Origin of the sequence: Sphingomonas ginkgonis (genome assembly GCF_003970925.1) — a bacterium.
In the GTDB taxonomy this organism is placed as follows: domain Bacteria; phylum Pseudomonadota; class Alphaproteobacteria; order Sphingomonadales; family Sphingomonadaceae; genus Sphingomicrobium; species Sphingomicrobium ginkgonis.
The window spans coordinates 2332449-2355448 of sequence record NZ_RWJF01000001.1; the positions used below are offsets into that span (position 1 = coordinate 2332449).

Annotated in this window: 15 protein-coding genes, 1 tRNA gene and 1 pseudogene; 11 read left to right on the forward strand and 6 right to left on the reverse strand. The window is 67.2% G+C overall.

Annotation, left to right across the window (positions count from 1 at the left end):
- The first annotated feature begins 49 nt into the window (after positions 1 to 49).
- Complete coding sequence (gene msrB, locus HMF7854_RS11330; protein WP_239017040.1) at positions 50 to 556, forward strand: peptide-methionine (R)-S-oxide reductase MsrB; 507 nt, start codon at positions 50 to 52, stop codon at positions 554 to 556.
- Positions 553 to 1164 carry a peptide-methionine (S)-S-oxide reductase MsrA gene (gene msrA, locus HMF7854_RS11335; RefSeq protein ID WP_126719194.1) on the forward strand — a complete coding sequence of 204 codons (612 nt, stop codon included), beginning with the start codon at positions 553 to 555 and terminating at the stop codon, positions 1162 to 1164. Before msrB ends, msrA begins: the two co-directional genes overlap by 4 nt.
- Positions 1165 to 1168: 4 nt before the next feature.
- Here the strand turns inward: msrA and HMF7854_RS15825 are convergent, their stop codons facing one another.
- Positions 1169 to 1321, reverse strand: a complete 153-nt coding sequence (locus tag HMF7854_RS15825; RefSeq protein ID WP_185829343.1) for a hypothetical protein — start codon at positions 1319 to 1321, stop codon at positions 1169 to 1171.
- A 132-nt stretch (positions 1322 to 1453) separates the two neighbouring features.
- Here HMF7854_RS15825 and purS point away from each other — a divergent pair, with 132 nt between their 5' ends.
- Positions 1454 to 1684 (forward strand): phosphoribosylformylglycinamidine synthase subunit PurS, encoded by a 231-nt coding sequence (gene purS / locus HMF7854_RS11340; RefSeq protein WP_126719195.1) that lies wholly within the window; start codon positions 1454 to 1456, stop codon positions 1682 to 1684.
- Positions 1684 to 2352 carry a phosphoribosylformylglycinamidine synthase subunit PurQ gene (purQ, locus tag HMF7854_RS11345; protein ID WP_126719196.1) on the forward strand — a complete coding sequence of 223 codons (669 nt, stop codon included), beginning with the start codon at positions 1684 to 1686 and terminating at the stop codon, positions 2350 to 2352. The genes purS and purQ overlap by 1 nt, the downstream gene beginning before the upstream one ends.
- Here the strand turns inward: purQ and HMF7854_RS11350 are convergent.
- Positions 2349 to 3094: pseudogene (locus HMF7854_RS11350) on the reverse strand (queuosine precursor transporter). The gene purQ and the pseudogene HMF7854_RS11350 sit on opposite strands and share 4 nt — an antisense overlap.
- Before the next feature lie 56 nt (positions 3095 to 3150).
- Here HMF7854_RS11350 and HMF7854_RS11355 point away from each other — a divergent pair.
- Positions 3151 to 3227 (forward strand) — tRNA-Arg (locus tag HMF7854_RS11355).
- Between the two features lie 658 nt (positions 3228 to 3885).
- Here HMF7854_RS11355 and HMF7854_RS11360 read toward each other — a convergent pair.
- Both HMF7854_RS11360 and HMF7854_RS11365 read right to left on the reverse strand, forming a co-directional pair.
- The gene (locus tag HMF7854_RS11360) at positions 3886 to 4326 is read right to left on the reverse strand and encodes a VOC family protein (protein ID WP_126719197.1); all 441 of its coding nucleotides are present in this window, start codon (positions 4324 to 4326) and stop codon (positions 3886 to 3888) included.
- Between the two features lie 27 nt (positions 4327 to 4353).
- Positions 4354 to 4767: a hypothetical protein gene (locus HMF7854_RS11365; RefSeq protein WP_126719198.1), complete on the reverse strand. Its 414-nt coding sequence runs from the start codon at positions 4765 to 4767 to the stop codon at positions 4354 to 4356.
- An 84-nt stretch (positions 4768 to 4851) separates the two neighbouring features.
- On the opposite strand from HMF7854_RS11365, the gene HMF7854_RS11370 reads away from it, so the two are divergent.
- From HMF7854_RS11370 to HMF7854_RS11395, 6 genes are all read left to right on the forward strand, one after another.
- Positions 4852 to 5400, forward strand: a complete 549-nt coding sequence (locus tag HMF7854_RS11370; RefSeq protein ID WP_126719199.1) for a TetR/AcrR family transcriptional regulator — start codon at positions 4852 to 4854, stop codon at positions 5398 to 5400.
- 232 nt (positions 5401 to 5632) lie between these two features.
- Complete coding sequence (locus HMF7854_RS11375) at positions 5633 to 8842, forward strand: TonB-dependent receptor plug domain-containing protein (RefSeq protein ID WP_126719200.1); 3210 nt, start codon at positions 5633 to 5635, stop codon at positions 8840 to 8842.
- 235 nt (positions 8843 to 9077) lie between these two features.
- Entirely contained in the window at positions 9078 to 10109 is a 1032-nt protein-coding gene (locus HMF7854_RS11380) for a nucleoside hydrolase (RefSeq protein ID WP_239016949.1), read from the forward strand.
- A gap of 200 nt (positions 10110 to 10309) precedes the next feature.
- Complete coding sequence (locus HMF7854_RS11385) at positions 10310 to 13288, forward strand: PAS domain-containing protein (protein WP_239017041.1); 2979 nt, start codon at positions 10310 to 10312, stop codon at positions 13286 to 13288.
- Positions 13289 to 13410: 122 nt separating this feature from the next.
- Entirely contained in the window at positions 13411 to 14556 is a 1146-nt protein-coding gene (locus HMF7854_RS11390; protein WP_126719201.1) for a M42 family metallopeptidase, read from the forward strand.
- A 35-nt stretch (positions 14557 to 14591) separates the two neighbouring features.
- Entirely contained in the window at positions 14592 to 15422 is an 831-nt protein-coding gene (locus HMF7854_RS11395) for an aldo/keto reductase (RefSeq protein ID WP_126719202.1), read from the forward strand.
- Positions 15423 to 15438: 16 nt separating this feature from the next.
- Here HMF7854_RS11395 and HMF7854_RS11400 read toward each other — a convergent pair whose 3' ends face one another.
- Complete coding sequence (locus tag HMF7854_RS11400; RefSeq protein ID WP_221766442.1) at positions 15439 to 17502, reverse strand: response regulator; 2064 nt, start codon at positions 17500 to 17502, stop codon at positions 15439 to 15441.
- Positions 17499 to 22883 carry a HAMP domain-containing protein gene (locus HMF7854_RS11405; protein WP_126719203.1) on the reverse strand — a complete coding sequence of 1795 codons (5385 nt, stop codon included), beginning with the start codon at positions 22881 to 22883 and terminating at the stop codon, positions 17499 to 17501. The genes HMF7854_RS11400 and HMF7854_RS11405 overlap by 4 nt, the downstream gene beginning before the upstream one ends.
- Positions 22884 to 23000: the final 117 nt, after the last annotated feature.

Here is a 23000-nt window from a genome sequence, read left to right on the forward strand (position 1 = left end):
ACTGCCGCCAAAGCGGCCGGAACAGCACGGGACGACGCGCATGACGACGATGACGATGAGGATGAGCAAGCGGACCTTCCTCGGGGCGACCGGCACCGCGCTATGCGGGCTCGTCGCAGGCGCCTGCGCGCGGCAGAGCGAGGCCGCGCCCGGCATGACCTTCGCGGTCAACCACAGCGACGCAGACTGGCGCCGCATGCTCGGCCCGCAGCGCTACCCGATTCTCCGCCAGGCGGCGACCGAGCGGGCGTTCACCTCGCCCCTCCTCAACGAGCATCGGGCCGGCACCTTTACCTGCGCCGGCTGCGCCAGCCCGCTGTTCAGCTCGCGCACCAAGTTCGAGAGCGGCACCGGTTGGCCGAGCTTCTGGCAGGCGCTGCCGGGGCGGGTCCTCACCCGCGCCGACCACAGCCTCATGATGGAGCGGACCGAGGTCCTCTGCCGACGCTGCGGCGGCCATCTCGGCCACGTCTTCGACGATGGGCCGCGGCCGACCGGCAAGCGCTTCTGCATGAATGGGCTGGCACTGAAGTTCGCGCCGGGAGCCGCGGCGTGACCGCCCGCGCGTTTGCCCTTGCCGCGACCGCTGCGCTGGCGCTCGCCGGCTGCTCCAGCTCGACGGCGGCGCCTGCCCCTCCCGGCCCGCGCGCCACAGCGGTGTTCGCCGGCGGCTGCTTCTGGAGCATGGAGAAGGACTTCGACCATCTTCCGGGCGTGGTGGACACGACCGACGGCTACTCGGGCGGCCACACCCGCAGTCCGAGCTATGAGCAGGTCAGCGCAGGCGACACCGGCCATCTCGAGGTGGTCAAGGTCACCTACGACCCGAGCCGCGTCAGCTACCAGCAGCTGGTCCGCTACGAGCTTCGCCACAGCGAAGTGACTGACGCTGCCGGCCAGTTCTGCGACAAGGGCCCAGAGTATCGCTCGGCCATCTTCGTGGCCGATGCCAATCAGCGCCGGATCGCGGCGGCGGAGATCGCGCTGGCGCAGCGCCAGCTCGGCCAGAACGTGGTGACCCAGATCCTCCCCGCCGCGCCCTTCTGGCGGGCGGAGGAGTATCATCAGGATTACTATCGGAAGAACCCGGTGCGCTACAATCTTTACCGGCAGGGATGCGGGAAGGACGCGCGGCTCGCTGAACTGTGGCGCGGCCGCGGCTGAGCGGTCAGTCCTTGACCTTGTAGCCGCAGACGATGCCCAGCACGAAGCAGGTGAACAGCGCGAGCTGGACCTTGCCGCTGGGATCATCCCAGCCAAAATAGCTGCCGCCGAAGCCGATCAGCGCAATGAACAGCGCCAACGCCAAGCCGGTGATCATGGTTCGCTCACTCCAATCGCCACCTTTGCCCCGGCCGCGATCTCGCATGCGCAGGGTTAAAGCGGGGTAAAGCTTGCCGGACGCCCTAGGCCGCGCCATAGGCGCCGCATCCAGCCAAGGGAGTGCTCGACCGTGAAGGCGCGCGTGTTCGTGACATTGAAGCCGGGGGTGCTCGACCCACAGGGCAAGGCGATCGGCCATGCGCTGGAGGGGCTCGGGTTCGCCGGAGTCGGCGACGTCCGTGCCGGCAAGTTGATCGAGCTGGAGCTCGCCGACGGCACCAGCGACGAAGCCATCGACCAGATGTGCCGCCAGCTGCTCGCCAACACGGTGATCGAGAACTACCGGGTCGAGAAGCTCTGATGGACAGCGCGGTCATCGTCTTCCCCGGGAGCAATTGCGACCGCGACCTTGCCGTCGCTCTGGAGACGGTCACCGGCAAGGCGCCGCGCATGGTCTGGCACCGCGACACCGACCTGTCCGGCGTGGATTTCATCGCCGTCCCAGGTGGCTTTTCCTACGGCGACTATCTCCGCTCGGGTGCGATGGCGGCCCGCTCGCCGGTGATGCAGGCGGTGGTCGAGGCGGCCGGGCGCGGCGTGCCGGTGCTCGGCATCTGCAACGGCTTCCAGATCCTGACGGAGGCGGGACTGCTGCCAGGCGCACTGATGCGCAATGCCAGTCTTCATTTTCTCTGCAAGCCGGTGAAGCTGTCGGTCGAGAACAGCCAGACCCTCTTCACCAGCGGCTACCAGGCGGGCGAAACGATCACCATCCCGATCGCGCATCATGACGGCAACTACCAGGCCGATCCGGAAACGCTCGACCGGCTGGAGGGCGGGGGTCGCGTCGCCTTCCGCTACGCGACCGGCTGCAATGGCTCTGCGCGCGACATTGCCGGGATCGTCAACGACGCGGGCAATGTGCTTGGCATGATGCCGCACCCCGAACGAGCCCTGGAGCCGGCGCATGGCAACACCGACGGCCGCCGCCTGTTCGAAGCTGCGCTCGGCGCGCTCGCTACCGCCTAGACCGCGACTTCGAACGGGTTGAAGTCGGTACCGACGTCGTAGACGTCGATTCCCTCGCGGGCTTTGAGGAACCCGACCACCGCATAGGTGATGGGGGTCAGCAGCACTTCCCACGATACCTTCAGCACGAACTGGCTCAGCATCACGGCGCCCAGCGCCGCAATAGGCCAGTCCGCCATTCCATAGAAGGCCAAGGGATAGAAGATCAGGCTGTCCGCCCCCTCCCCGACGATGGTGCTCCCGATCGTCCGCGTCCACAGCATCCGCCCACCGGTCCAGATCTTCATCTTGGCGAGCACCACCGAGTTGAGGAAGTCGCCCACCGCGAAGGCGGCCAGCGACGCGAGGATGATCCGCCAGCCTGATCCGAACACCCGCTCGTACGCCGCCTGCCCGGTCCACCCTTCCGCCACCGGCAGGTGAACGACCACCCACTCCATCACCGCCATGAACAGCAGCGCGGCAAACCCCGCCCAGGTCACTCGCCGGGCACGGGCATAGCCGTAGACCTCGGTCAGCACGTCGTTGAGCACATAGCTCAGCGGGAAGAAGAGGATGCCTGCGCCGAACGGCCACGGCCCGACGAGCGGGAGTCGATCACCGAGCGCTTCTCGGCGCCGATGACGTTCGACAGCAGCAGGATAACGACAAAGGCCGCCATCACGAGGTCGAAATAGCGGAAGTGCCGCCCCGCCATCGCACGCGCCTCGACCGCGGCGATCTCCTGCCCCTGCCCCCTCATCCCGTCAGCCTAGCGCGGTTCCCCGCCGAGGCAAATGCGGCTAGGGCTGCGAGCGGGCGCCCGTAGCTCAGTTGGATAGAGCACGTGCCTTCTAAGCTCGTGGTCGCTGGTTCGAATCCAGCCGGGCGCGCCATTTATGTCGGCAGCAACAGCGTCGCTGCCGGGGCGCGCGTCTTCAGTGAACAGCAGTCGAAATCTGCTGGGCAGTCGAATCTTCAACATGCAACGAGCTTAGACAGGAGCGATCTTGGGCTATCACTGCCGGGGGGAACTCTTCGAGTGAGATCCTGTATCGGAATGCGCTGGTTCGAACGCAGTAAGTACCCGACAGCCTCACCTATCCGGCCCTTTCTTCCGGACGACGCACTGGTCAGGGCTTGCGCAAATATTCACCTGCTGCCCTTCAGCATTGGCGTCATCCTTGCAATTGCCCTTTCCGCCAGTTCCGCGCTCGCCCGTGGAGCCAATTACTTCGATGCGTTTGGATGGCGGATCTCCAGACCCAGATGGGGCAGGCCGGCTTCGACACCTATCTCATTGTCGATAGCCACTACCATTGTGAGAGTTGTCGCCCGCCACGAACCTACGTCGCGGATGGCAGAATGCGGCCGGTTCCGGGAGATCCGTCGGTCGTCTCAGAAAGGGTTTCCATGATGCCTCTTGGTGACGGGCGACGCGCATGGCCGACCCAAGGTTCGCTTTCTGCTTTCTTTATGCCCCTGCGGAGGAGTTCTCTGGCTCCCGAGGAATGCGCCACGAGCCGATGCAAACCGCAGAAGCCAAGCGCAGGATCAGCCCCGGTCGGAACTTGCCGGCCTCCATTGTGCGTCCGCGGTGCCGTCTGGGCTTGAGAGCACGACAGGGTAGCCGTCGGGGTCCTTCAGCCATACTTCCCAGTGATTGGGGCCGCCCTCCTGCGGTGGTGGAGGGTTGCGGTGTCTGGGGAGGACGACCTCGGCGTTCATCCGCTCGATCCGCTCCATCGCGAGGTCGAAATCGTCGACTTCGAACCAGAGGAGGACACCATTGCCAAAGGGCCGGTCGTTCTTGTCCCCAATCCGTCCATGGTCATGTTCGACATCGAAGCTGTGAAGCTGGAGGATCAGCGTGCCGTCGGCGACGAGGCGCTCATAGGCCGGACCGCCGTGATCGCTCCGGCAGCCCAGCAATTGCTGGTACCATCGGCTGCTCGCTTCGACGTCGGTCACGGCAATCAGCGGCTGCGGGCGCATCGGAGATCCTTTCGTCGCACAGGTACATCAGCGGCCATCCAAGGACGAGCGGCGATGCATCGCCAGCATCCCCGTCAGGCCGAGCAACAGCAGGACCGGTCCGAGCTTGTGGCAGACAATGTCCACGGCTCGCGGAGCGGAGCACAGCCGGAGCACCTCAAGGTCCGCATTGCAGAGGTGGGCCGCTGCGAGGCCGAACAGCACCAGCGTCATGCCTGTCACCAGCAGCAGGGTTGCGACCGTCCTGCTCAGGCGGTGGCTTGTCGCTGGTGTGACCTGTTTGCGGGCCGAGTGAGCGACGACCAGCGCCAACGCCGCGAGCACGGTGGTGGACAGCCCCGCATTGCTCATGATCAACCCGACGATCCCGAGATGAACCAGCACGATTACCCCTAGGGTCATCGCCAGCACGCTTCTCGCCCGTTTGTCTCGGCGGATCATGGACAACGCCTATCCCACGCTCAAGGTGGACAAGCGAGTGGAGATGCCGGACACATTGCTCATCAGTGTTCCGGAACCACTGTAATGGATCGCCGCGCTGCCCGCACCCGAGCCCAGCTCCAGCAAGCGCTTGTCCACTTGTTGTCCGAGCAGGACTATGAAGCGGTCACCGTGGAAGCGCTTTGCAGTCGCGCCGGGGTCGGGCGTTCGACCTTCTATGCGCATTTCCGCGACAAGGGTGAGCTCAAGCGGAGCCAGTTGAAGTCGCTGCACCAGCGATTGGCCTCGACCGACGGCGAGCAGGCGAGCGACCTGCATTTCGCCTTCAGTCGCCCGATGCTCGCGCACGCCAAGGAGAATCTCGCGCTCTACCGAGCCTTGGTCGATCAGGGTGGCACCGAGGCCATGTTCCCCGCCATCCGCGACATGCTGGTCGAGCGCGCTCGGGCCGAGCTTGCCGGACGGACACTGCCGGGACCACTGGGGCGGCTCCCACGCGATCATCTGGCCAAGGCGGTGGTCAGCACCTTCTTCGCCCTCATGCTCGCCTGGCTGGACGATGGCGCGACCGCACCGGAGCAGGAGGTGGACGACGCCTTTCATGCATTGTTGCGCCTGGATGAAGCCGCTTGACGCCCGATCATCAAACATTGTTGCCGGTGCGCCACTATGAGCCAAAATGATGCGCGCCGACACATGTCACGCGCTCTTCTCGAACTGACTTCCGAGCCACAGTTCACCGCGAACAGCCAACTAGATAATTAAGACTAATTACTTTTCGCCCAAATCATGCTTGTATCCCGCGTCCGCGCTTCCACGCGTCGGATGGTTTCGCGCTTCCACACATCGACGAGCGGGACACGACATGAACCAGCTTGAGAAAAAGGCGATGCTGCTTGCGACCACTCTGGCCGGGCAGCTGTGGATTGCTGCGCCGGCACGTGCGCAGGATCAGGGCGCTACGCCAAGTTCGACGACACCGCAGAACCAGACCCAGTCCTCCTCGTCCGCGCCGCAAGCCGGCACACCGGCTCCCACCACGCCGGTCGAGAGCGCCAACCAGAGCCCCGCTCCGGAAGAGATCGTGGTCACCGGGACGATCTTCCGGCGGACGAACACGGAGACGTCGTCACCGGTCACCGTGCTCTCGTCGGAGTCGCTGGCGCGCCGCGGCATCACCAACGTCTCCGACGCGGTCCGCTCCGTCTCGGCCGACAGCAGCGGTAGCATTCCTAATGCGTTCGCCGGCGGCTTCGGGGCCGGTGCCTCCGCGCCGTCGCTCCGGGGCCTGACCGTGAATTCGACACTGACGCTGGTCGACGGCCAGCGGGTCACCAACTACCCGCTGTCGGACGACGGACAGCGCTCCTTCGTCGACCTCAACACCATGCCGCGCGTTTCGATAGAGCGGGTCGAGGTGCTGAAGGACGGCGCCTCGTCCACCTATGGTGCCGACGCGATCGGCGGCGTCGTCAACATCATCCAGCGCAAGTCCTTCCGCGGTCTCGACGCGACGCTCGAAGGCGGCACGTCGCAGCATGGCGGCGGCAATACGTACCGCGGGTCGATCCTGGCCGGCTGGGGCGACTATGCGAACAAGGGGCTGAACTTCTACGTCGGCGCCGAGTACGAGCTCAATCGCAAGATCTTCGCTCGGCAGCGCGGTTTCCCATTCAACACGAACGATCTGACCCGCCTGCCCGGCGGTCTCAACCTCAACGCCGACCTGCTCGACTCCGGCACCACGCCGACGGTCGCCGAGGTTCGGCGGGCAACCCAGCTCGCCAACAACAATCTGCTGGGCGCCATTCCGCTGTCCGCGGCGGCCGGCGGCAACATCTTCACGCTGCTCAACCCTGCCCAATGCGCGCAGGTCGGTGGCGCGATCACGACGGATCCGGATAACGGCAGCCAGAGCTGCGCCGAGAACCAGGTCGCCAACTATGGCGAGATCCAGCCGGAGACCAAGCGCTACGGGCTGGTCGGCCACATGAGCGCGCGGGTCAGCGACGACATCGAAGCCTATATGACGCTGAGCTGGTACCGCAGCGACCTGACCGCCGGCGGCGTGCCGCAAAGCCTGCGCGTCACCAGCCCGACGCAGACCACCACCTTCGTGCTGCCCAACTATGTCTGCGCGGCCGGCGTGAATTGCGACACCGCGGCCGACCGTCGCCTCAACCCCTACAATCCCTATGCGTCGGGCGTGGGCGACCCGTTGGCCAATGCGGCCCAGCTGTTCTACCGCTTCTCTGCACGCGACGGCTTCGACACAAACACCAGGCTGCGCAACGAAGTGCTGCGGGGAGCCGTGGGTGTGTCCGGCCGGTTCGGCGACGGGTTCGAGTTCCGCGTCGACGCGACGGCTTCGCAGAGCCGGCTCCGGCAGTCATCCGATGTCATCAGCCTGTCCGGCTTCACGCAGGCGATCGCGACCGGTCAATACAACCTGCTCGATCCGACGCAGAACAGCCAGGCGATTCGCGACGCGGTGGTCCTGCGGAACATCAACACGGCGACGTCCGCGCTCTATGCGATCCAGGGCGTGCTGACGAAGAACCTGTTCCAGCTGCCGGGCGGACCGTTGCAGCTCGGTATCGGCGCGCACTTCCGACACGAGTCACTCGACAACCCGAACGTCAATCCGACCGCCGACTTCATCGGCGTGAACCAGGTGACCGCCAAGGGCGACCGCGATGTCGAGGCCGCCTTCTTCGAGATCTCGGCGCCGGTCCTGAAACAGCTCGAGCTGCAGGTCTCGGGGCGCTACGACCATTACTCGACCGGGTTCAGCAACTTCTCGCCCAAGGCCGGGTTCAAGTTCGCTCCGATCCGCCAGCTTGCCTTGCGGGGCACCGCGTCGCGCGGGTTCCGCGCCCCGTCCTTTGCCGAGACCTCTGGGCAGATCACCGGCTTCACCACCTATAATCCCGGCAGCTTCCAGACGCTCTGCGAGCAGCATGGCGGCGTCTTCACGTCCGGGTCGTGCGTCGGCGGCAGCCCCTACACCCGCAGCGGTCAAGCTCTCGGCTTTCGCAACAACGCCAACCCCGATCTCAAGCCCGAGAAGTCGGAGAGCTTCACGGCGGGCCTGATCCTCCAGCCCATCCGCCAGGTCAGCCTCACCGTCGATTTCTACCACATCAAGAAGAAGAACATCATCACCGGCGGCCCGCTGTCGAACTCCGCGCTCGATGCCTATTATGCCGGAACGCCTCTCCCGACGGGCTACTCGGTGATCCTGAACGGGATCGACCCACTGTTCCCGGCCGCGCTCCGCTCCGTCGCCATCATTGTCGGCCCCTATGCGAACGCGTCGTCGCTGGTCACCTCCGGGGTCGACTTCGAGGCGCAGGCCGACTTCAGGCTGCCCGGCGGGATCCGCTGGTCGAGTAACCTCGAAGCGACCCGGATCAACAAGTTCGACTTCCGCGCCTGTTCCGACGGCACCGACCCGAGTTGCGCGACGCAGCACTATGTCGGCACCCAAGGACCCTACATCCTCTCCTCCGGCGCTGGCACGCCGCGTTGGCGTGGCAATTGGTCGAACAGCTTTGACATCGGCCGCGCGACGCTCACCGCCACCGTCAACTACATCAGCGGCTATCGGATGACGGCCGAGGACCAGAACGGACCTGGCACCGGCAATGATTGTTCGACCAACCTCTACAATGCGGACTTCGCCTGCCGGGTGAAGCATTATACCTGGGTCGACCTGGTGGGCAGTTATAAGCTCACCGACCGCCTCACCGTCTACGGGAACGTGCTCAACCTGTTTGACACCAAGGCGCCGATTGCGCCGGCGGACTATGCGGCAGCCAATTACAATCCGACCTACACGCAGTCGGGGGCGGTTGGCCGCTTCTTCCGGCTCGGCGTGAACTATCGGTTCGCCCCACCGGCGCGGATGATGGAGCCGCCGCCGCCGCCGGTCGCGCCGCCGCCGCCGCCGCCGGCACCGGTCGCGACCCAGACCTGCCCTGACGGCACGATCATTGAAGTGACCGCCCAGTGCCCGCCGCCGCCGCCACCCCCGCCTCCCCCGCCGCCGCCCCCTCAGGCGGAGCGCGGCTAGGCGGATCGCGGCGACGGCCAGAAGGCTCGGGCAGCAATCGCCCGCGGCTGTCGTCGGTTGGTTCCATAAGGGAGCGGCGCATGGCTTGAGCCACCGCATCGAGCCGTCTTCAGGGTCGTGGCCGCGCGTCCGCTTAGCATGGACATAGTCCTGGCCTATGCCCGGCCCAAATCGTCCTATTTTCCGCGTGCCAGCCGGCTTGCTACACCGAGCCCGGGCTGCGGGGAGGTGCAGGGTGTCGCTGACGATCGATCGACGGACATTCCTGGGCGCCAGCGCCTCGCTTCTCGCTGTCCCGCGAGCCATGGCGGCGCCGTTCGTCCAGCCGCCGGTCGCGCGGGTGATCCTCGACAACGACTTCGCCGGCGACCCTGACGGGCTGTTTCAGCTGGCCCACCACCTGCTGTGCCGCTCCGTCCGTATCCCGCTGATCATCGGCTCGCACCTTCCGGCGCGGTTCGGCAGCGGGCACGATGCGGTCGACTCGGCCCAGCGCGCCGCTGACATCGTGCGGCTGCTCGGGCTGGCCGGATCCTACCGCCCGTTGGCGGGCGCCGAGACTCCGCTCGGGTCTGCCGGCAGCGCGGTGCGGAGCGCGGCCACCGCCCCGATCGTCCGCGAGGCGCTGCGCGAGGACACGCGGGTGCCGCTGATCTACGCGGCCGGCGCCGGGCTGACCGAGCTGGCGCTCGCGTGGCGGGCCGACCGCCGGATCGGCCGCCGCCTCAGGCTCATCTGGATTGGCGGCAACACCCACTCCGACGTGGCGCCCCCAGGGGCGATGGACCGCGAGCCCGAATTCAATTTCTCGATCGACCCGGTCGCCGCCCAGCTCATCTTCAACGAATCCGACATCGAGATCTGGCAGGTGCCGTCCGCCACCTACCGGACCATGTTGTTCGGCACCGGCGAGCTCGACGAACTCGGGGGGACGGGCCCACTCGGCGCCTACCTCAAGGCCGCCGTCGACAGCGTGCCCGCCATGCTGGCCAGGATCCCGGGGTTCCCTCCCCTGCCGCAGACCGACGCCTATGTTCTCGGCGACAGCCCGCTCGTGACCCTGTCGGCGCTGGTCACGCCGTTTGCCGCCGACCCCGCCTCGAGCGACTACCGGCTCATGCCCACCCCGCGGCTGAACCCCGACGGCAGCTACACGGCACGCGCGGAGGGCCGGCCGATGCGGGTCTACACCCGGATCGATACCGGCCTGACCTTCCGCGACATGATGGCGCGCTTCCGGCTGGAGGCGCTCCGAGCCGGGCGCTGACGGCGGCTGAGTGGCGTGCCTTCGGCCGCATTTTCCCAATTTCCGAAGACGGTTGAGTCGGTCATATAGGAACCGAATGGCGGTTCGGTTGACCTTGCGCGCTCGCGGGAAGGCAATCGGAACCGGACGCGACCGGGCCGCGCCAGTATGCGCAGGAAGGCGCGTCCGGGAGCCGGCGGGAAGCAAGGAAGTCGACGTTGGTGCAAGGGTTGGAGCCGGATCATCTCTCCGGCGCGCTGGGGTTCCTGAAGGGCGGCGGCGAAGCGACCCGCCTGATTCTCGCCCGCGACTGGAGCGGACACCCGCTCGGCCCGCCGGAAGGCTGGCCCGACACGCTGAAGGTTTCGCTCGGCACCATCCTCAACTCGCCGGAGTCGATGATCCTGGCCTGGGGCGAGGAAGAGCTGACCTTCTTCTTCAACGAGACCTATTTCCCGCTGTTGGGGCCGCGTCTCGATTGGGCGATGGGCGCCCCCTTCCGCGAGGTTTGGGCGGACGCCTGGGATCAGGCCAAGCCGATCATCGACGCCGCCTTCGCGGGCGAAAGCAAGCGCTTCATCGACCTGCCGTGGCGCCTCGCCACCGACCGCGGCCTTGCGGATACCTGGTGGACCTTTTCCTACTCGCGGGTGCTCAGCCCCACCGGCGGCATCGACGGGTTGTTCATCCTCACCAGCGAGACCACCGCCAAGGTCCTTGGCGACCGGCGGCGGGGCGAGGTCGAGGCGCTGCTCCATCGCGCGCAGGAAGCCGGCGGGATCGGCCTCTTTGCAGTCACGCCCGACGGCACCATCAGCCCGACCCCCTCCTTCTGCGCGCTCTATGGATTGCCGGCAGCCGACACCCTCCCCGCCTCCGCCTTCGAGGAGCTGGTCGTCCCCGAGGACCGCGGACAGGTCTCCAGCCTCGCTGCCCGTGCCGCCGGCGCAGCACCGCTCGATGTCGAATACCGCATCCACCGCGCCGACACCGGCGCGCTCCGCTCGATCGCCCGCAAGGGCGAGATCGAGCGCGACGGCGATGGCCGCTTCGTTCGCTTCGTCGGCATCGCCCGCGACGTCACCGAGGAGGCCGCGACCCGGCGCGCGCTGATCGAACAGCAGCGGCTTCAGGCCGCCCTGCTCGATCTCGCCGACCTTACCCGCGACCTCACCGACGCGGGCGAGATCGCCTTTGTCTCCGCCCAGCTCCTCGGGCAGACGCTCGGCGTGGAGCTCGCCGGCTACGGCGACGTCGATCCAGAGCGCGAGCATCTCACCGTCGAGCGCGACTGGACCGCCAACGGCGCGCCCAGCCTCGTCGGCGAGGTCCGCTTCCGCGACTTCGGCACCTACATCGAGGATCTGAAGCGTGGCCAGGCGGTGGTCGTCACCGACGCGCTCAGCGATCCGCGCACCGCCCCTTTCGCGCAGGCGCTGCTCGCCCGCGCTGCCGGAGCCTTCGTCAACCTTCCGCTGTTCGAACGCGGTCGCTTCGTCGCGCTGCTGTTCGTCAGCCAGCGCAGCCACCGCCACTGGACGGAGGGCGAGCTCGACTTCATTCGCGAAGTCGCCAGCCGGGTCCGCGTCGCAACCGAGCGAGCGCGGCTCGAGCAGGCCCGGGCGCAGCAGGCGCGCGAGCTGCTCGAGATGAATGCGACGCTCGAGCAGGAGGTCGCCCGCCGCACCACCGACCGCAACCGGCTGTGGCAGCTGTCGGCCGACCTCATGCTGATCGCCGGCTTCGACGGCCGCATCGACGCCATCAACCCGGCATGGGAGCGAACGCTTGGCTGGGACGAGGCGGCGCTGGTCGGGACCTCGCTGTTCGACCTCATCCACCCCGACGACCTCGCCCACACGATGGAGGGCGCGCGCGGCCTCTCCGAGGGCGAGATCTATGCCCGATTCGAGAACCGCTACCGCCATCGCGACGGCAGCTATCGCGACATCGTCTGGACCGCCGGACCGGGTGAAGGCTTCATCGTTGCCGTCGGCCGCGACGCCACCGAGGAGAACCAGCGAGCCGGTGCGCTCAAACTGGCCGAGGAGCAGCTTCGCCAATCGCAGAAGATGGAGGCGGTCGGCCAGCTGACCGGCGGCATCGCGCACGACTTCAACAACCTACTCCAGGGCATCACCGGCAGCCTCGAGATCATCCAGCGCCGCGTCGCACAGGGGCGCACCGGCGAGCTCGATCGCTTCATCAACGGCGCCTCGACAGCGGCCAATCGGGCCGCCGCCCTCACCCACCGGCTGCTCGCTTTCTCGCGCCGCCAGCCGCTCGACCCGCGGCCAGTTCGCGCCAACGCGCTCGCCGCCTCGATGGAAGACCTGCTGCGGCGAACCATCGGCGAGCGGATCGAGCTGGAGATGGTGCTCGCCGGCGGGCTGTGGCTGACCCACTGCGATCCCAACCAGCTCGAGAACGCCATCCTCAACCTGGTGATCAACGCGCGCGACGCCATGCCCGACGGCGGCCGGCTCAGCATCGCGACCTGCAACACCCACGTCGATTCCGCGGCGGCCGCCGGAAGGCAGGGGATGAGCCCCGGCGAATATGTCTGCGTCAGCGTCAGCGACACCGGGACCGGCATGGACTCGGACACGATCGGCAAGGCGTTCGAACCCTTCTTCACCACCAAGCCGATCGGCCAGGGCACCGGGCTCGGCTTGTCGATGATCTACGGCTTCGCGCAGCAATCCGAAGGTTACGCCCGGATCGACAGCGAGCTTGGCAAGGGCACCACCATCAGCCTCTACCTCCCCCGCTTCCGCGGCGCCGCCGAGGACGACGAGGCTCCCGCCGACAGTGGCGAGACTCACCGCGCTGACCAGGGCGAGGTGGTGCTGGTGGTCGAGGACGACAGCGTCGTGCGCGGCCTGATCGTCGAGCAGCTGGCAGAACTCGGTTACGGCGCGATCGAGGCCTCCGACGGGCCGAGCGGCCTCGAGGTGCTCCGCTCGAAGCGACGGATCGACCTTCTGGTGACCGACATCGGGCTGCCCGGACTCAACGGCCGCCAGCTCGCCGACGCCGCGCGGGCGCTCCGCCCCGGGCTCCGCACCCTGTTCATGACCGGCTATGCCGAAAATGCGGCGCTTGCCTCCGGTTTTCTCGAAGCTGGCATGGAAATGATCACCAAGCCCTTCGCGATGGACGCATTGGCGAGCCGTATTCGGACGATGATCGAGGCCTGACCGGCGCCCGTCGCTTGGCGCGGCGGGTTCGTCGAAGCGGCGCCTGCTCAGCCGGGTGCGGCAATTGCGGAGCCTGGCTCGATCGGCAATGATCCCGGTGCCTCCCGAGTATCGGATCGTTCATGCGTTCACTCCCGCTTCTTGCCCTCGTCGCCGCCGTCCTCACCGTTCCCGCCGCCGCCCAGCCCGCCGTCGATCGAACCGCCGGCCTGCTGCGCGAACTCGCCGACGCGCCCGGCCCGCCGGGCTTCGAGGAGGGCGTGCGCCGGATCGTCGTCCGCGAGGTCAGCCCGCTCGCCGACAAGGTGAGCTACGACGGGCTCGGCTCGGTGATCGCCCAGCAGGGCACGAGCGGGCCAAAGATCATGCTCGACGCTCATATGGACGAGCTTGGCGGCGTGGTCCGGCGGGTCACCGACACCGGCTTTCTGTCGATGCAGATGCTCGGCGGCTGGCTCGATCAGGCGCTGCCCGACCAGCGCTGGGTCATCATCGGGCGCAACGGCCCGGTCACCGCAGTCACCGGCATCCGCGACGTCCATGTCGTCCCCGCCGACGAGCGCACCCGTGTCTTCCCGCGCGACAGCCTCTACCTCGACATTGGCGCCCGTACCCGCGCCGAGGTCGCCGCGCTCGGTATCGAGCCCGGCGATCCCGTCGTGCCCGACGCCCCCTTCTCGATCCTCGCCGGCGGCCAACGCTATCTCGGCAAGGCGTGGGACGACCGGGTCGGCATCGCGGTGGTGATCGAGGCGATGCGACGGCTACGCAGCCAGGGCCATCCCAACCAGCTGTTCGTCGCCGCCACTGTCCAGGAGGAAGTCGGGCTGCGCGGCGCGCGCACCGCCGCCGACCTCATCAAGCCGGACATCGGCATCGCGATCGAGGGCGGGATTACCGGCGACAGCCCTGGTCGCAACCCGGAGGAGACGCAGGCGGTGCTCGGCGGCGGCCCCGGCATCTTCCTCTATGACAGCTCTGCCATCCCCAACCGCAAGATGGTCCAGCTCGTTGCCTATACGGCCCGCTCGATCGGGGTCCCGCTCCAGCGCGACCTGGTGCAGGGCTATGGCGACGATAGCGCCGCGATCCAGGCGACCGCGGGCGGCGTTCCGACCGTGAACCTGGTCGTCCCCGCGCGCTACACCCACGCCCACAACGGGATCATCGACCGCGCCGACTTCGATCGCACCGTCGATCTCGTCGTCGCGATGATACGCCGGCTCGACGCGCGAGAGGTCGCCCGGCTGCGCGACTTCACTCCCTAGGCGGACCGAACCCGGGCAAGGCGCGTTGCCCGGGCATGAAGACGATCCGCTTTTCCGACGGCACCCAGGTGCCCGCGCTCGGCCAGGGCAGCTGGATGCTCGCCGAGCAGCCTTCGCGACGCCGCGAGGAGATCGATGCGCTGCGCACCGGGCTCGACCTTGGGCTGACCCTGATCGACACCGCCGAGATGTACGGCGAGGGCGAGTCCGAGCGGCTGGTGGGCGAGGCGATCGCCGGCCGCCGCGACGAGGTCTTCCTCGTCAGCAAGGCCTATCCGCAGAACGCCTCGCATGCCCGCCTCCAGCGCTCGTGCGAGGCGAGCCTCGAGCGGCTCGGCACCGACCGGCTCGACCTCTACCTGCTGCACTGGCGCGGAAGCGTGCCCCTGGCCAAGACGGTCGAGGCGATGGAAGCGCTTGTCGCGGCCGGCAAGATCCTCCGCTGGGGGGTCAGCAATCTCGACAGCGACGACATGGAGGAGCTGTTCGCCGCCGGCGGCGAGGCCTGCGCCACCGACCAGATCCTCTACAACCTGACCCGCCGCTCCCCCGAGCACGACCTCCTGCCCCTGCTCGCCACGCGCGGCATCCCGGTCATGGCCTACAGCCCTGTCGAGCAGGGCCGACTCCTCGCCGATCCGGAACTCGCCGGCCTCGCCGAGGAGCTCGACGCCACCCCGGCCCAGCTCGCGCTCGCCTGGCTCCTCCAGCGTGACGGGATCATCCCCATTCCCAAGGCAGCAAGCGCCGACCACGTCCGCGAGAACCGCGCCGCCGCCGACCTCCAACTCCCCGAGGACGTCCTCGCCCGCCTCGACCAATCCTACCCCGCACCCACCCAGCCAGTCGCGCTGGAGATGCTCTGACCGGTCAGGCCGAACCTCAGTCGCCCGTCACCTTGCGCATCGCGCCGGCGAGTTCGGCGAGGGTGAAGGGCTTGCCGAGCACCGCCACGTCGTCGGGCCGCTCGCCGATCTCGTCGGCGTTGGCGTAGCCGGTGATCAGCAGTGCCGGCAGTTCCGAGCGGACCTCGCGGGCGAGGCGGACCACGTCGCATCCGCTGAGGTGCGGCATCGCATAGTCGCTGACCAGGAGGTCGACTGTTCCTTCGTTGGCCGTGAGCGCCGCGATCGCCTCCGAACCCTGGCTCGCTTCGATGACCTGGTGGCCGAGGTCGACCAGCATGCCGGCGGTGGTGGCGCGGACCTCGGGATGGTCGTCGACCAGCAGCACCGTCAGCGTACGCCCGGCCGGTTGGTTCGCCAGCTCCGGTGCGGAATCAGCTTCTCCGCCCTCGTCCTCCCCGGCGCGTGGCAGCCACAGCTGCGCGGTGGTCCCCTCGCCAAGCCGGCTCTCGAGCCGGATCGTTCCGCCCGACTGCTGCGCGAAGCCGTAGACCATGCTGAGCCCGAGCCCGGTGCCCTTGCCCACCTCCTTGGTGGTGAAGAAGGGCTCGAGCACCTTCTCGAGATGCTCCGGGGCGATCCCCGTCCCGCGGTCGATCACCGAGAAGACGACATAGTCGCCCGCGTCCAGCCCGGCCGGGCCGCCGCGCTCGCCGACGCTCTGGTGCGCCGCGGCGATCCGGATCGTGCCGCCGTTGGGCATCGCGTCGCGCGCGTTGATGATGAGATTCATCAGCGCCAGCTCGAGTTGCGAGGCGTCGGCGAAGGCCGCCCAGCCCGCTTCGGCAAGGCTCCACTCCAGCTCGACCCGGCCTCCCAGCGTGTGGGTCATCAGGTCGTTGACGCCGCGGTGAAGCGCCGCGATGTCGACCCGCGAGGGTTGCAGCTGCTGCTGCCGGGCGAAGGCCAGCAGCCGCCCGACCAGCTCGGAGCCCTGGTCCGCCGCGCGCTTGGTCATGGTCAGGACCTTGAGATGATCGTCGGCGAGCCCCGCCCGCCGCTCGATCAGCCCGATCCCGCCCAGCACCGCGGCGAGCAGGTTGTTGAAGTCGTGCGCAATTCCGCCAGTCAGCTTGCCCAGCGCGTCCATCCGCTGCGCCTGGACCAGCTGGCTCTCGAGCAACTTGCGCTCGCTGACATCGGTCAGTGTCCCGGCAAACTCGAGCGGCGACCCGTCGGAGTCGCGCAGAAGCACCGCCTGGTCGTGGAAATGCTTGTAGCTACCGTCGGCGACCTGCCAGCGATACTCGACCGACAGCCGGCCGGCGCGGTCGCGCTCCGCAATCGCCGCCAGCACCCGGACGCGGTCGTCAGGGTGGAGCCGCGCGGCCCACAGCTTGGGTTGCTCCAGCACGTCGGCGAAGCGGTAGCCGGTCATCGCCTCGAAGTCGCCGCTGACGAAGTGCGGACAGCGTGTCGTGCAGGTCAGCGGCTCGAGATAGAGGATGATCGGCAGCGACTGGATGATCGCCGCCTGACGCTGCTCGGCGCGGCGCAGCTCCTGCTCGGCCTGAAGCAGCTCGGCGTTGGCGCGAAGGTTGGCATCGAGCAGCTCCTGCTCGGCCTTGGCCTTGCGCTCGATCTCCTTGGTCTTGGCGAACAGGTCGACGAACACCGCGACCTTGGACCGCAGGATGACCGGGTCGACCGGCTTGAACACATAGTCGACCGCGCCCATCGCATAGCCGCGCATCAGGTGCTCGGCTTCCTTGTTGACCGCCGACAGGAAGCAGATCGGGATGCCGCGCGTCTGTTCTCGCTGGCGAATGATTTGTGCGGTCTCATAGCCGTCGAGCCCGGGCATGTAGACGTCGAGCAGGATGACCGCGAACTCGCCGCGCAGCAGGTGCCGCAGCGCTTCCTCCCCCGAGCGCGCGACCACCACCTCGCCGACCTCCTCGAGAACTGTCTCGATCGCCAGCAGGTTGCGCTCGTCGTCGTCGACGACCAGCACGCGGGGACGTTCGATCCCCTGATTCGCGCCCATCGGGTCGGCGCGCTCGGCGGCACCGATGCCGCCCGGCCTCGACTGCACGTTCACTCCGCCGCCTGCACGTTGCGCGACTCAGCCGAGGCGCGCGAGCGAGTGATCCACACCCGCAGCAGCGCGAGCAGCAGTTCGATGTCGACCGGCTTGGCGATGTAGTCGGACGCGCCCGCGTCGAGGCACTTCTGGCGATCCTCCTTCATCGCCTTGGCGGTGACCGCGACCAGCGGCAGGTCGGCGAGGTGCGGCCGATCGCGGATCTGCTGCATTGTCTCGTAGCCGTCCATCTCCGGCATCATGATGTCGATCAGCGTGACATCGATGTCGTGCGTCGCCTCGAGGATGGCGATGCCCTCGCGCCCGCGCTCGGCGTGGAGCACCTCGACCTCGTAGCTCTCGAGCACGCTGGTCAGCGAGAAGATGTTGCGGATGTCGTCGTCGACGATCAGCACCTTGGCCCCGGCGAGATCGACGTCGCTCGCCTCTCCTCCGCTCGCCGACGTTGCTGGTGGCGCCGTTGCGCCCGCCTTGAGCCTGGCCCCGCGCGCAGCCTTCAGGAGGCCGGTAAAGACCCGTTTCAGCTCGCGCTCGTCGGCGGGCTTGGTCGACACTCCGAACGCGCCCAGTCCGGCCGCGGCGGCCGCCTTGTCGGTACCGGTGATGACATGGACCGGCAGGTGCGCCGTGTCGGGGTCGTGGCGGAGCAGGTCGAGCAGGACCAGCCCGTCGATGTCGGCGAGGTTGAGGTCGAGCGTCAGCGCGGTGGGCTTGAGCTTGCGCGCCATCTGCAGCGTTCCGGCGCCTGCGGTCGAGACCACGCCCTTCATGCCCACCCCGCGCGCCGCTTCGAGCAGAATAGCGGCGAAGGTCGGGTCGTCCTCGACGATCAGCACGAAGGGGGTCTGCCCGAGCTGGTCGCGATCGTCGGCGACCTCGAACCCGGTCGGGAGCGCGGTTGGAACCACCGCCCCGCTGTTGTCGTAGCGCGCCGGCGTCCGGGCCGAGCCCGCCGGTCGTGCCGGCTCGGCCGCGACCTGCAGCGGGATGAACAGGGTGAAGGTCGAGCCCTGCCCCGACTTCGAGCTGACGCGCAGCTCGCCACCCAGCAGCCGGGCGATCTCGCGACTGATCGACAGTCCGAGGCCGGTGCCGCCATATTTGCGGCTGGTCGTCCCGTCGGCCTGCTGGAACGCCTCGAAGATCAGCCGCTGCTTGCTTTCGGGAATGCCGATGCCGGTGTCCGTCACCGAAAGAGCGATCGCGTCCTCCGCGCCGCCCAGCACGGGGTGGCTCGCGCTCCAGCCCTCCGTCGCGCGGCGGACGTCGAGCGTCACGCCACCCTTGGACGTGAACTTGAACGCGTTCGACAGGAGGTTGAGGATGATCTGCTGGAGCCGCTTCTCGTCGGTCCGGATCGCCCCGGGCAGGTCGCCCGCGAGCTTCATGCTGAACTCGAGGCCCTTGTCCGCCGCCAGCTGGCGGAAGGTCCGCTCCATGTGCTGGCCGAGCGACGACAGCGGCATGTCTCCGACCTCGATCGTGACCGTGCCGGATTCGATCTTCGACAGGTCGAGGATGTCGTTGATCAGGCTCAGCAAGTCTGATCCGGCGGAGTGGATCGTCCGCGCGAACTCGACCTGCTTGTCGTTGAGGTTGCCCTGCTGGTTGTCGCTCAGCAGCTTGGACAGGATCAGCAGCGAGTTGAGCGGGGTGCGCAGCTCGTGGCTCATGTTGGCGAGGAACTCGGACTTGTACTTGGAGGTCAGCGCGAGCTGCTCGGCCTTCTCCTCCAGTGCGCCGCGCGCCATTTCGATCTCGAGGTTCTTGGCCTCGACCTGCCGCTTCTCGTTCTCGAGCGCGACCGCCTTCTCCTGCAGCTCCTCGTTGGTGGCGTGGAGTTCCTCCTGCTTGGTGGTGAGCTCGGTCTGCCGCGACTGCAGCTCCTGGGTCAGCAGCTGGGACTGCTTGAGCAACCCCTCGGTGCGCATCGTCGCAGCAATCGTATTGAGCACGATCCCGACCGATTCCATCAGCTGGTCGAGGAAGTTCTGGTGGGTCTCGTTGAAGTCGTTGAACGAGGCGAGTTCGATTACTGCCTTGACGTCGTCCTCGAACAACGCCGGCAGGATGCTGACATTGGCCGGAGTCGAATGGCCCAGACCCGAGCCGATCCGGACGAAGTCGGGCGGGACGTCCTTGAGGAGGATCGGCCGACGGTCCGCCGCCGCCTGCCCGACAAGTCCCTCGCGCAGCCCAAACTTCTTCTTGAGCGCATCGGGGTTGTCCGCACCGTAGCTGGCGACCAGCTCGAGGGTGGTCTTCTCCTCCTCGCGCTTGGTCACGTAGAAGACGCCGTATTGCGCGTTCACCAGTGGCGCGAGTTCCGACATGATGAGGTTGGAAACGGTCGTCAGGTCGCGCTCGCCCTGAAGCATCCGCGAGAAGCGCGCGAGATTGGTCTTGAGCCAGTCCTGCTCTGCGTTCTTCAAGGTCTGATCCTTGAGGTTGCGGATCATCTCGTTGATATTGTCCTTGAGCGCAGCCATCTCGCCCGAGGCTTCGACGGCGACCGAACGGGTGAGGTCGCCCTTGGTCACGGCGGTCGCCACATCGGCGATCGAGCGAACCTGATTGGTCAGGTTCGCTGCCAGCTCATTCACGTTGTCGGTTAGATCGCGCCACAGGCCGGCGGCGCCGGGAACTCGCGCCTGGCCGCCGAGCTTGCCCTCGATGCCGACCTCGCGGGCCATATTGGTGACCTGGTCACCGAACGCCGACAGCGTGTCGATCATGAAGTTGATCGTCTCCGCCAGCGCTGCGATTTCGCCCTTGGCATCGACGGTCAGCTTGCGCTTCAGATTGCCCTGCGCAACCGCAGTCACGACATCGGCGATGCCACGTACCTGGTTGGTGAGGTTGGTCGCCATCAGGTTGACGTTGTCGGTCAGGTCCTTCCACGTCCCGCCGACGCCCGGCACTTGAGCCTGGCCACCGAGCTTGCCCTCGGTGCCGACCTCTCGGGCGACGCGGGTCACCTCGGAGGCGAAGCCGTTCAGCTGGTCCACCATCGTGTTGATGGTGTTCTTCAGCTCGAGGATCTCGCCCTTCACGTCGACGGTGATCTTCTTCGACAGGTCACCCCGCGCCACCGCGGTCGTCACCTCGGCGATGTTGCGCACCTGACCGGTCAGATTGTCACCCATCAGGTTGACGTTGTCGGTCAGGTCCTTCCACGTCCCCGCCACGCCGCGGACCTGGGCCTGGCCGCCAAGCTTGCCCTCGGTGCCGACCTCGCGCGCCACGCGCGTCACCTCGCTGGCGAAACTGTTGAGCTGGTCCACCATCGTGTTGATGGTGTTCTTCAGCTCGAGGATCTCGCCACGGACATCGACGGTAATCTTCTTCGACAGATCGCCGAGCGCCACCGCGGTGGTCACCTCGGCGATGTTGCGGACCTGTCCAGTGAGGTTCGCCGCCATCGCGTTGACGTTGTCGGTAAGGTCCTTCCAAGTACCGCCGACCCCCGGCACAGCCGCCTGGCCGCCGAGCTTGCCCTCGGTGCCCACCTCGCGCGCGACGCGGGTGACCTCGCCGGCAAAGGCGTTGAGCTGGTCGACCATGACGTTGATCGTGTTCTTCAGCTCGAGGATCTCGCCGCGAACCTCGACCGTGATCTTCTTCGAGAGGTCGCCCCGCGCAACCGCGGTGGTGACCTCGGCGATGTTGCGGACCTGCCCGGTCAGGTTGCCGGCCATCAGGTTCACGCTGTCCGTCAGGTCCGCCCAGGTGCCCGCGGCACCCTCGACCTGCGCCTGGCCGCCGAGCTTGCCTTCCGACCCGACCTCGCGCGCCACGCGCGTCACCTCGGAGGCGAAGCTGTTCAGCTGGTCCACCATCGTGTTGATGGTGTTCTTGAGCTCCAGAATCTCGCCCTTCACATCGACCGTGATCTTCTTCGAAAGATCGCCGCGCGCCACCGCGGTGGTCACCTCGGCGATGTTGCGGACCTGGCCGGTCAGGTTGCCGGCCATCAGGTTCACGCTGTCGGTAAGGTCGGCCCAGGTACCCGCGACGCCTTCGACCTGCGCTTGGCCGCCGAGCTTGCCCTCCGAGCCCACTTCGCGCGCCACGCGAGTAACCTCCGACGCGAAGCTGTTGAGCTGGTCCACCATGACGTTGATGGTGTTCTTGAGCTTCAGGATCTCGCCTTTCACATCGACGGTGATCTTCTTGCTGAGATCGCCGCGCGCCACCGCGGTCGTCACCTCGGCGATGTTGCGGACCTGGCCAGTGAGGTTCGCCGCCATGGAGTTCACATTGTTGGTGAGATCCGCCCAAGTGCCCGCGACACCCGGCACCTGTGCTTGTCCGCCAAGCTTGCCCTCGGTGCCGACTTCTCGGGCGACGCGAGTCACCTCGCTGGCGAACCCGTTCAGCTGGTCCACCATCGTGTTGATCGTGTTCTTGAGCTCCAGGATCTCGCCCTTCACGTCGACCGTGATCTTCTTCGACAGGTCGCCACGCGCGACCGCGGTCGTCACCTCGGCGATGTTGCGGACCTGGCCCGTAAGATTCTCGGCCATGGAATTGACATTGTCTGTCAGATCCTTCCACGTCCCGCCGACGCCCGGGACCTGCGCTTGGCCGCCCAGCTTGCCTTCGGTGCCGACCTCGCGCGCGACGCGCGTCACCTCGGAGGCGAAGCCGTTCAGCTGGTCCACCATCGTGTTGATGGTGTTCTTGAGCTCGAGGATCTCGCCCTTCACGTCGACGGTAATTTTCTTGCTGAGATCGCCTCGCGCCACCGCGGTCGTCACCTCGGCGATGTTCCGAACCTGCCCCGTCAGGTTGGTCGCCATCGCGTTCACATTGTCGGTAAGGTCTTTCCAAGTCCCGGCGACTCCCTTGACCTGGGCCTGACCGCCAAGCTTGCCTTCGGTGCCCACCTCGCGCGCCACGCGGGTCACCTCGTCGGCGAAGCTGCCGAGCTGCTCGACCATGGTGTTCACCACCTTGCCGATGCGCAGGAACTCGCCGCGCAAGGGCCGGCCGTCGATTTCCACCGCCATGCTCTGCGACAGGTCGCCCTTGGCGACAGCCCCGATCACTCGAGCCACCTCGGTGGTCGGCTGGACCATGTCCTCGATCAGCTCGTTGACCGCGCGAATTTTGACGTCCCACCCGCCGGTCGCACCCCGGACCCGCGCCCGCTGAGAGATCCTGCCTTCCTTGCCGACCACCACCGAGAGCCGCTCGAACTCCCGGGTGATCCCCTCGTTCATGGCGACGACTTCGTTGAACAGAGCCGCGATCTCGCCGTCGAGCCCGTCCGCGCCCTCCGGCAGTCGGATCGCGAAATCGCCGCGCCGGAGGGCCCTGAGCGCCGTGACAAGCTGGCGGCGGGGAAGATTTTCGAGAGGCTCGGCGACGCTCAACGCTTACTCCTGAAACAACCATGACCCGGTCGTCCGCCGTCGCAGCGCCCGTGTAAGTCGTGCCCATAGCAAGGTTTTCTTGCTGTCAGATGTAGATTTTCATCAGCGCCGCCCGAT

What these genes read in the sequence shown, in the direction of transcription:
- HMF7854_RS11390 (WP_126719201.1), top strand. Translation starts at nt 13,411, where the DNA reads ATGCGTTCACTCCCGCTTCTTGCCCTCGTCGCCGCCGTCCTCACCGTT.
- HMF7854_RS11395 (WP_126719202.1), top strand. Translation starts at nt 14,592, where the DNA reads ATGAAGACGATCCGCTTTTCCGACGGCACCCAGGTGCCCGCGCTCGGC.
- HMF7854_RS11360 (WP_126719197.1), bottom strand. Translation starts at nt 4,326, where the DNA reads ATGCGCCCGCAGCCGCTGATTGCCGTGACCGACGTCGAAGCGAGCAGC.
- purQ (WP_126719196.1), top strand. Translation starts at nt 1,684, where the DNA reads ATGGACAGCGCGGTCATCGTCTTCCCCGGGAGCAATTGCGACCGCGAC.
- HMF7854_RS11375 (WP_126719200.1), top strand. Translation starts at nt 5,633, where the DNA reads ATGAACCAGCTTGAGAAAAAGGCGATGCTGCTTGCGACCACTCTGGCC.
- msrB (WP_239017040.1), top strand. Translation starts at nt 50, where the DNA reads ATGACGATGAGGATGAGCAAGCGGACCTTCCTCGGGGCGACCGGCACC.
- HMF7854_RS11370 (WP_126719199.1), top strand. Translation starts at nt 4,852, where the DNA reads ATGGATCGCCGCGCTGCCCGCACCCGAGCCCAGCTCCAGCAAGCGCTT.
- HMF7854_RS11365 (WP_126719198.1), bottom strand. Translation starts at nt 4,767, where the DNA reads ATGATCCGCCGAGACAAACGGGCGAGAAGCGTGCTGGCGATGACCCTA.
- HMF7854_RS15825 (WP_185829343.1), bottom strand. Translation starts at nt 1,321, where the DNA reads ATGATCACCGGCTTGGCGTTGGCGCTGTTCATTGCGCTGATCGGCTTC.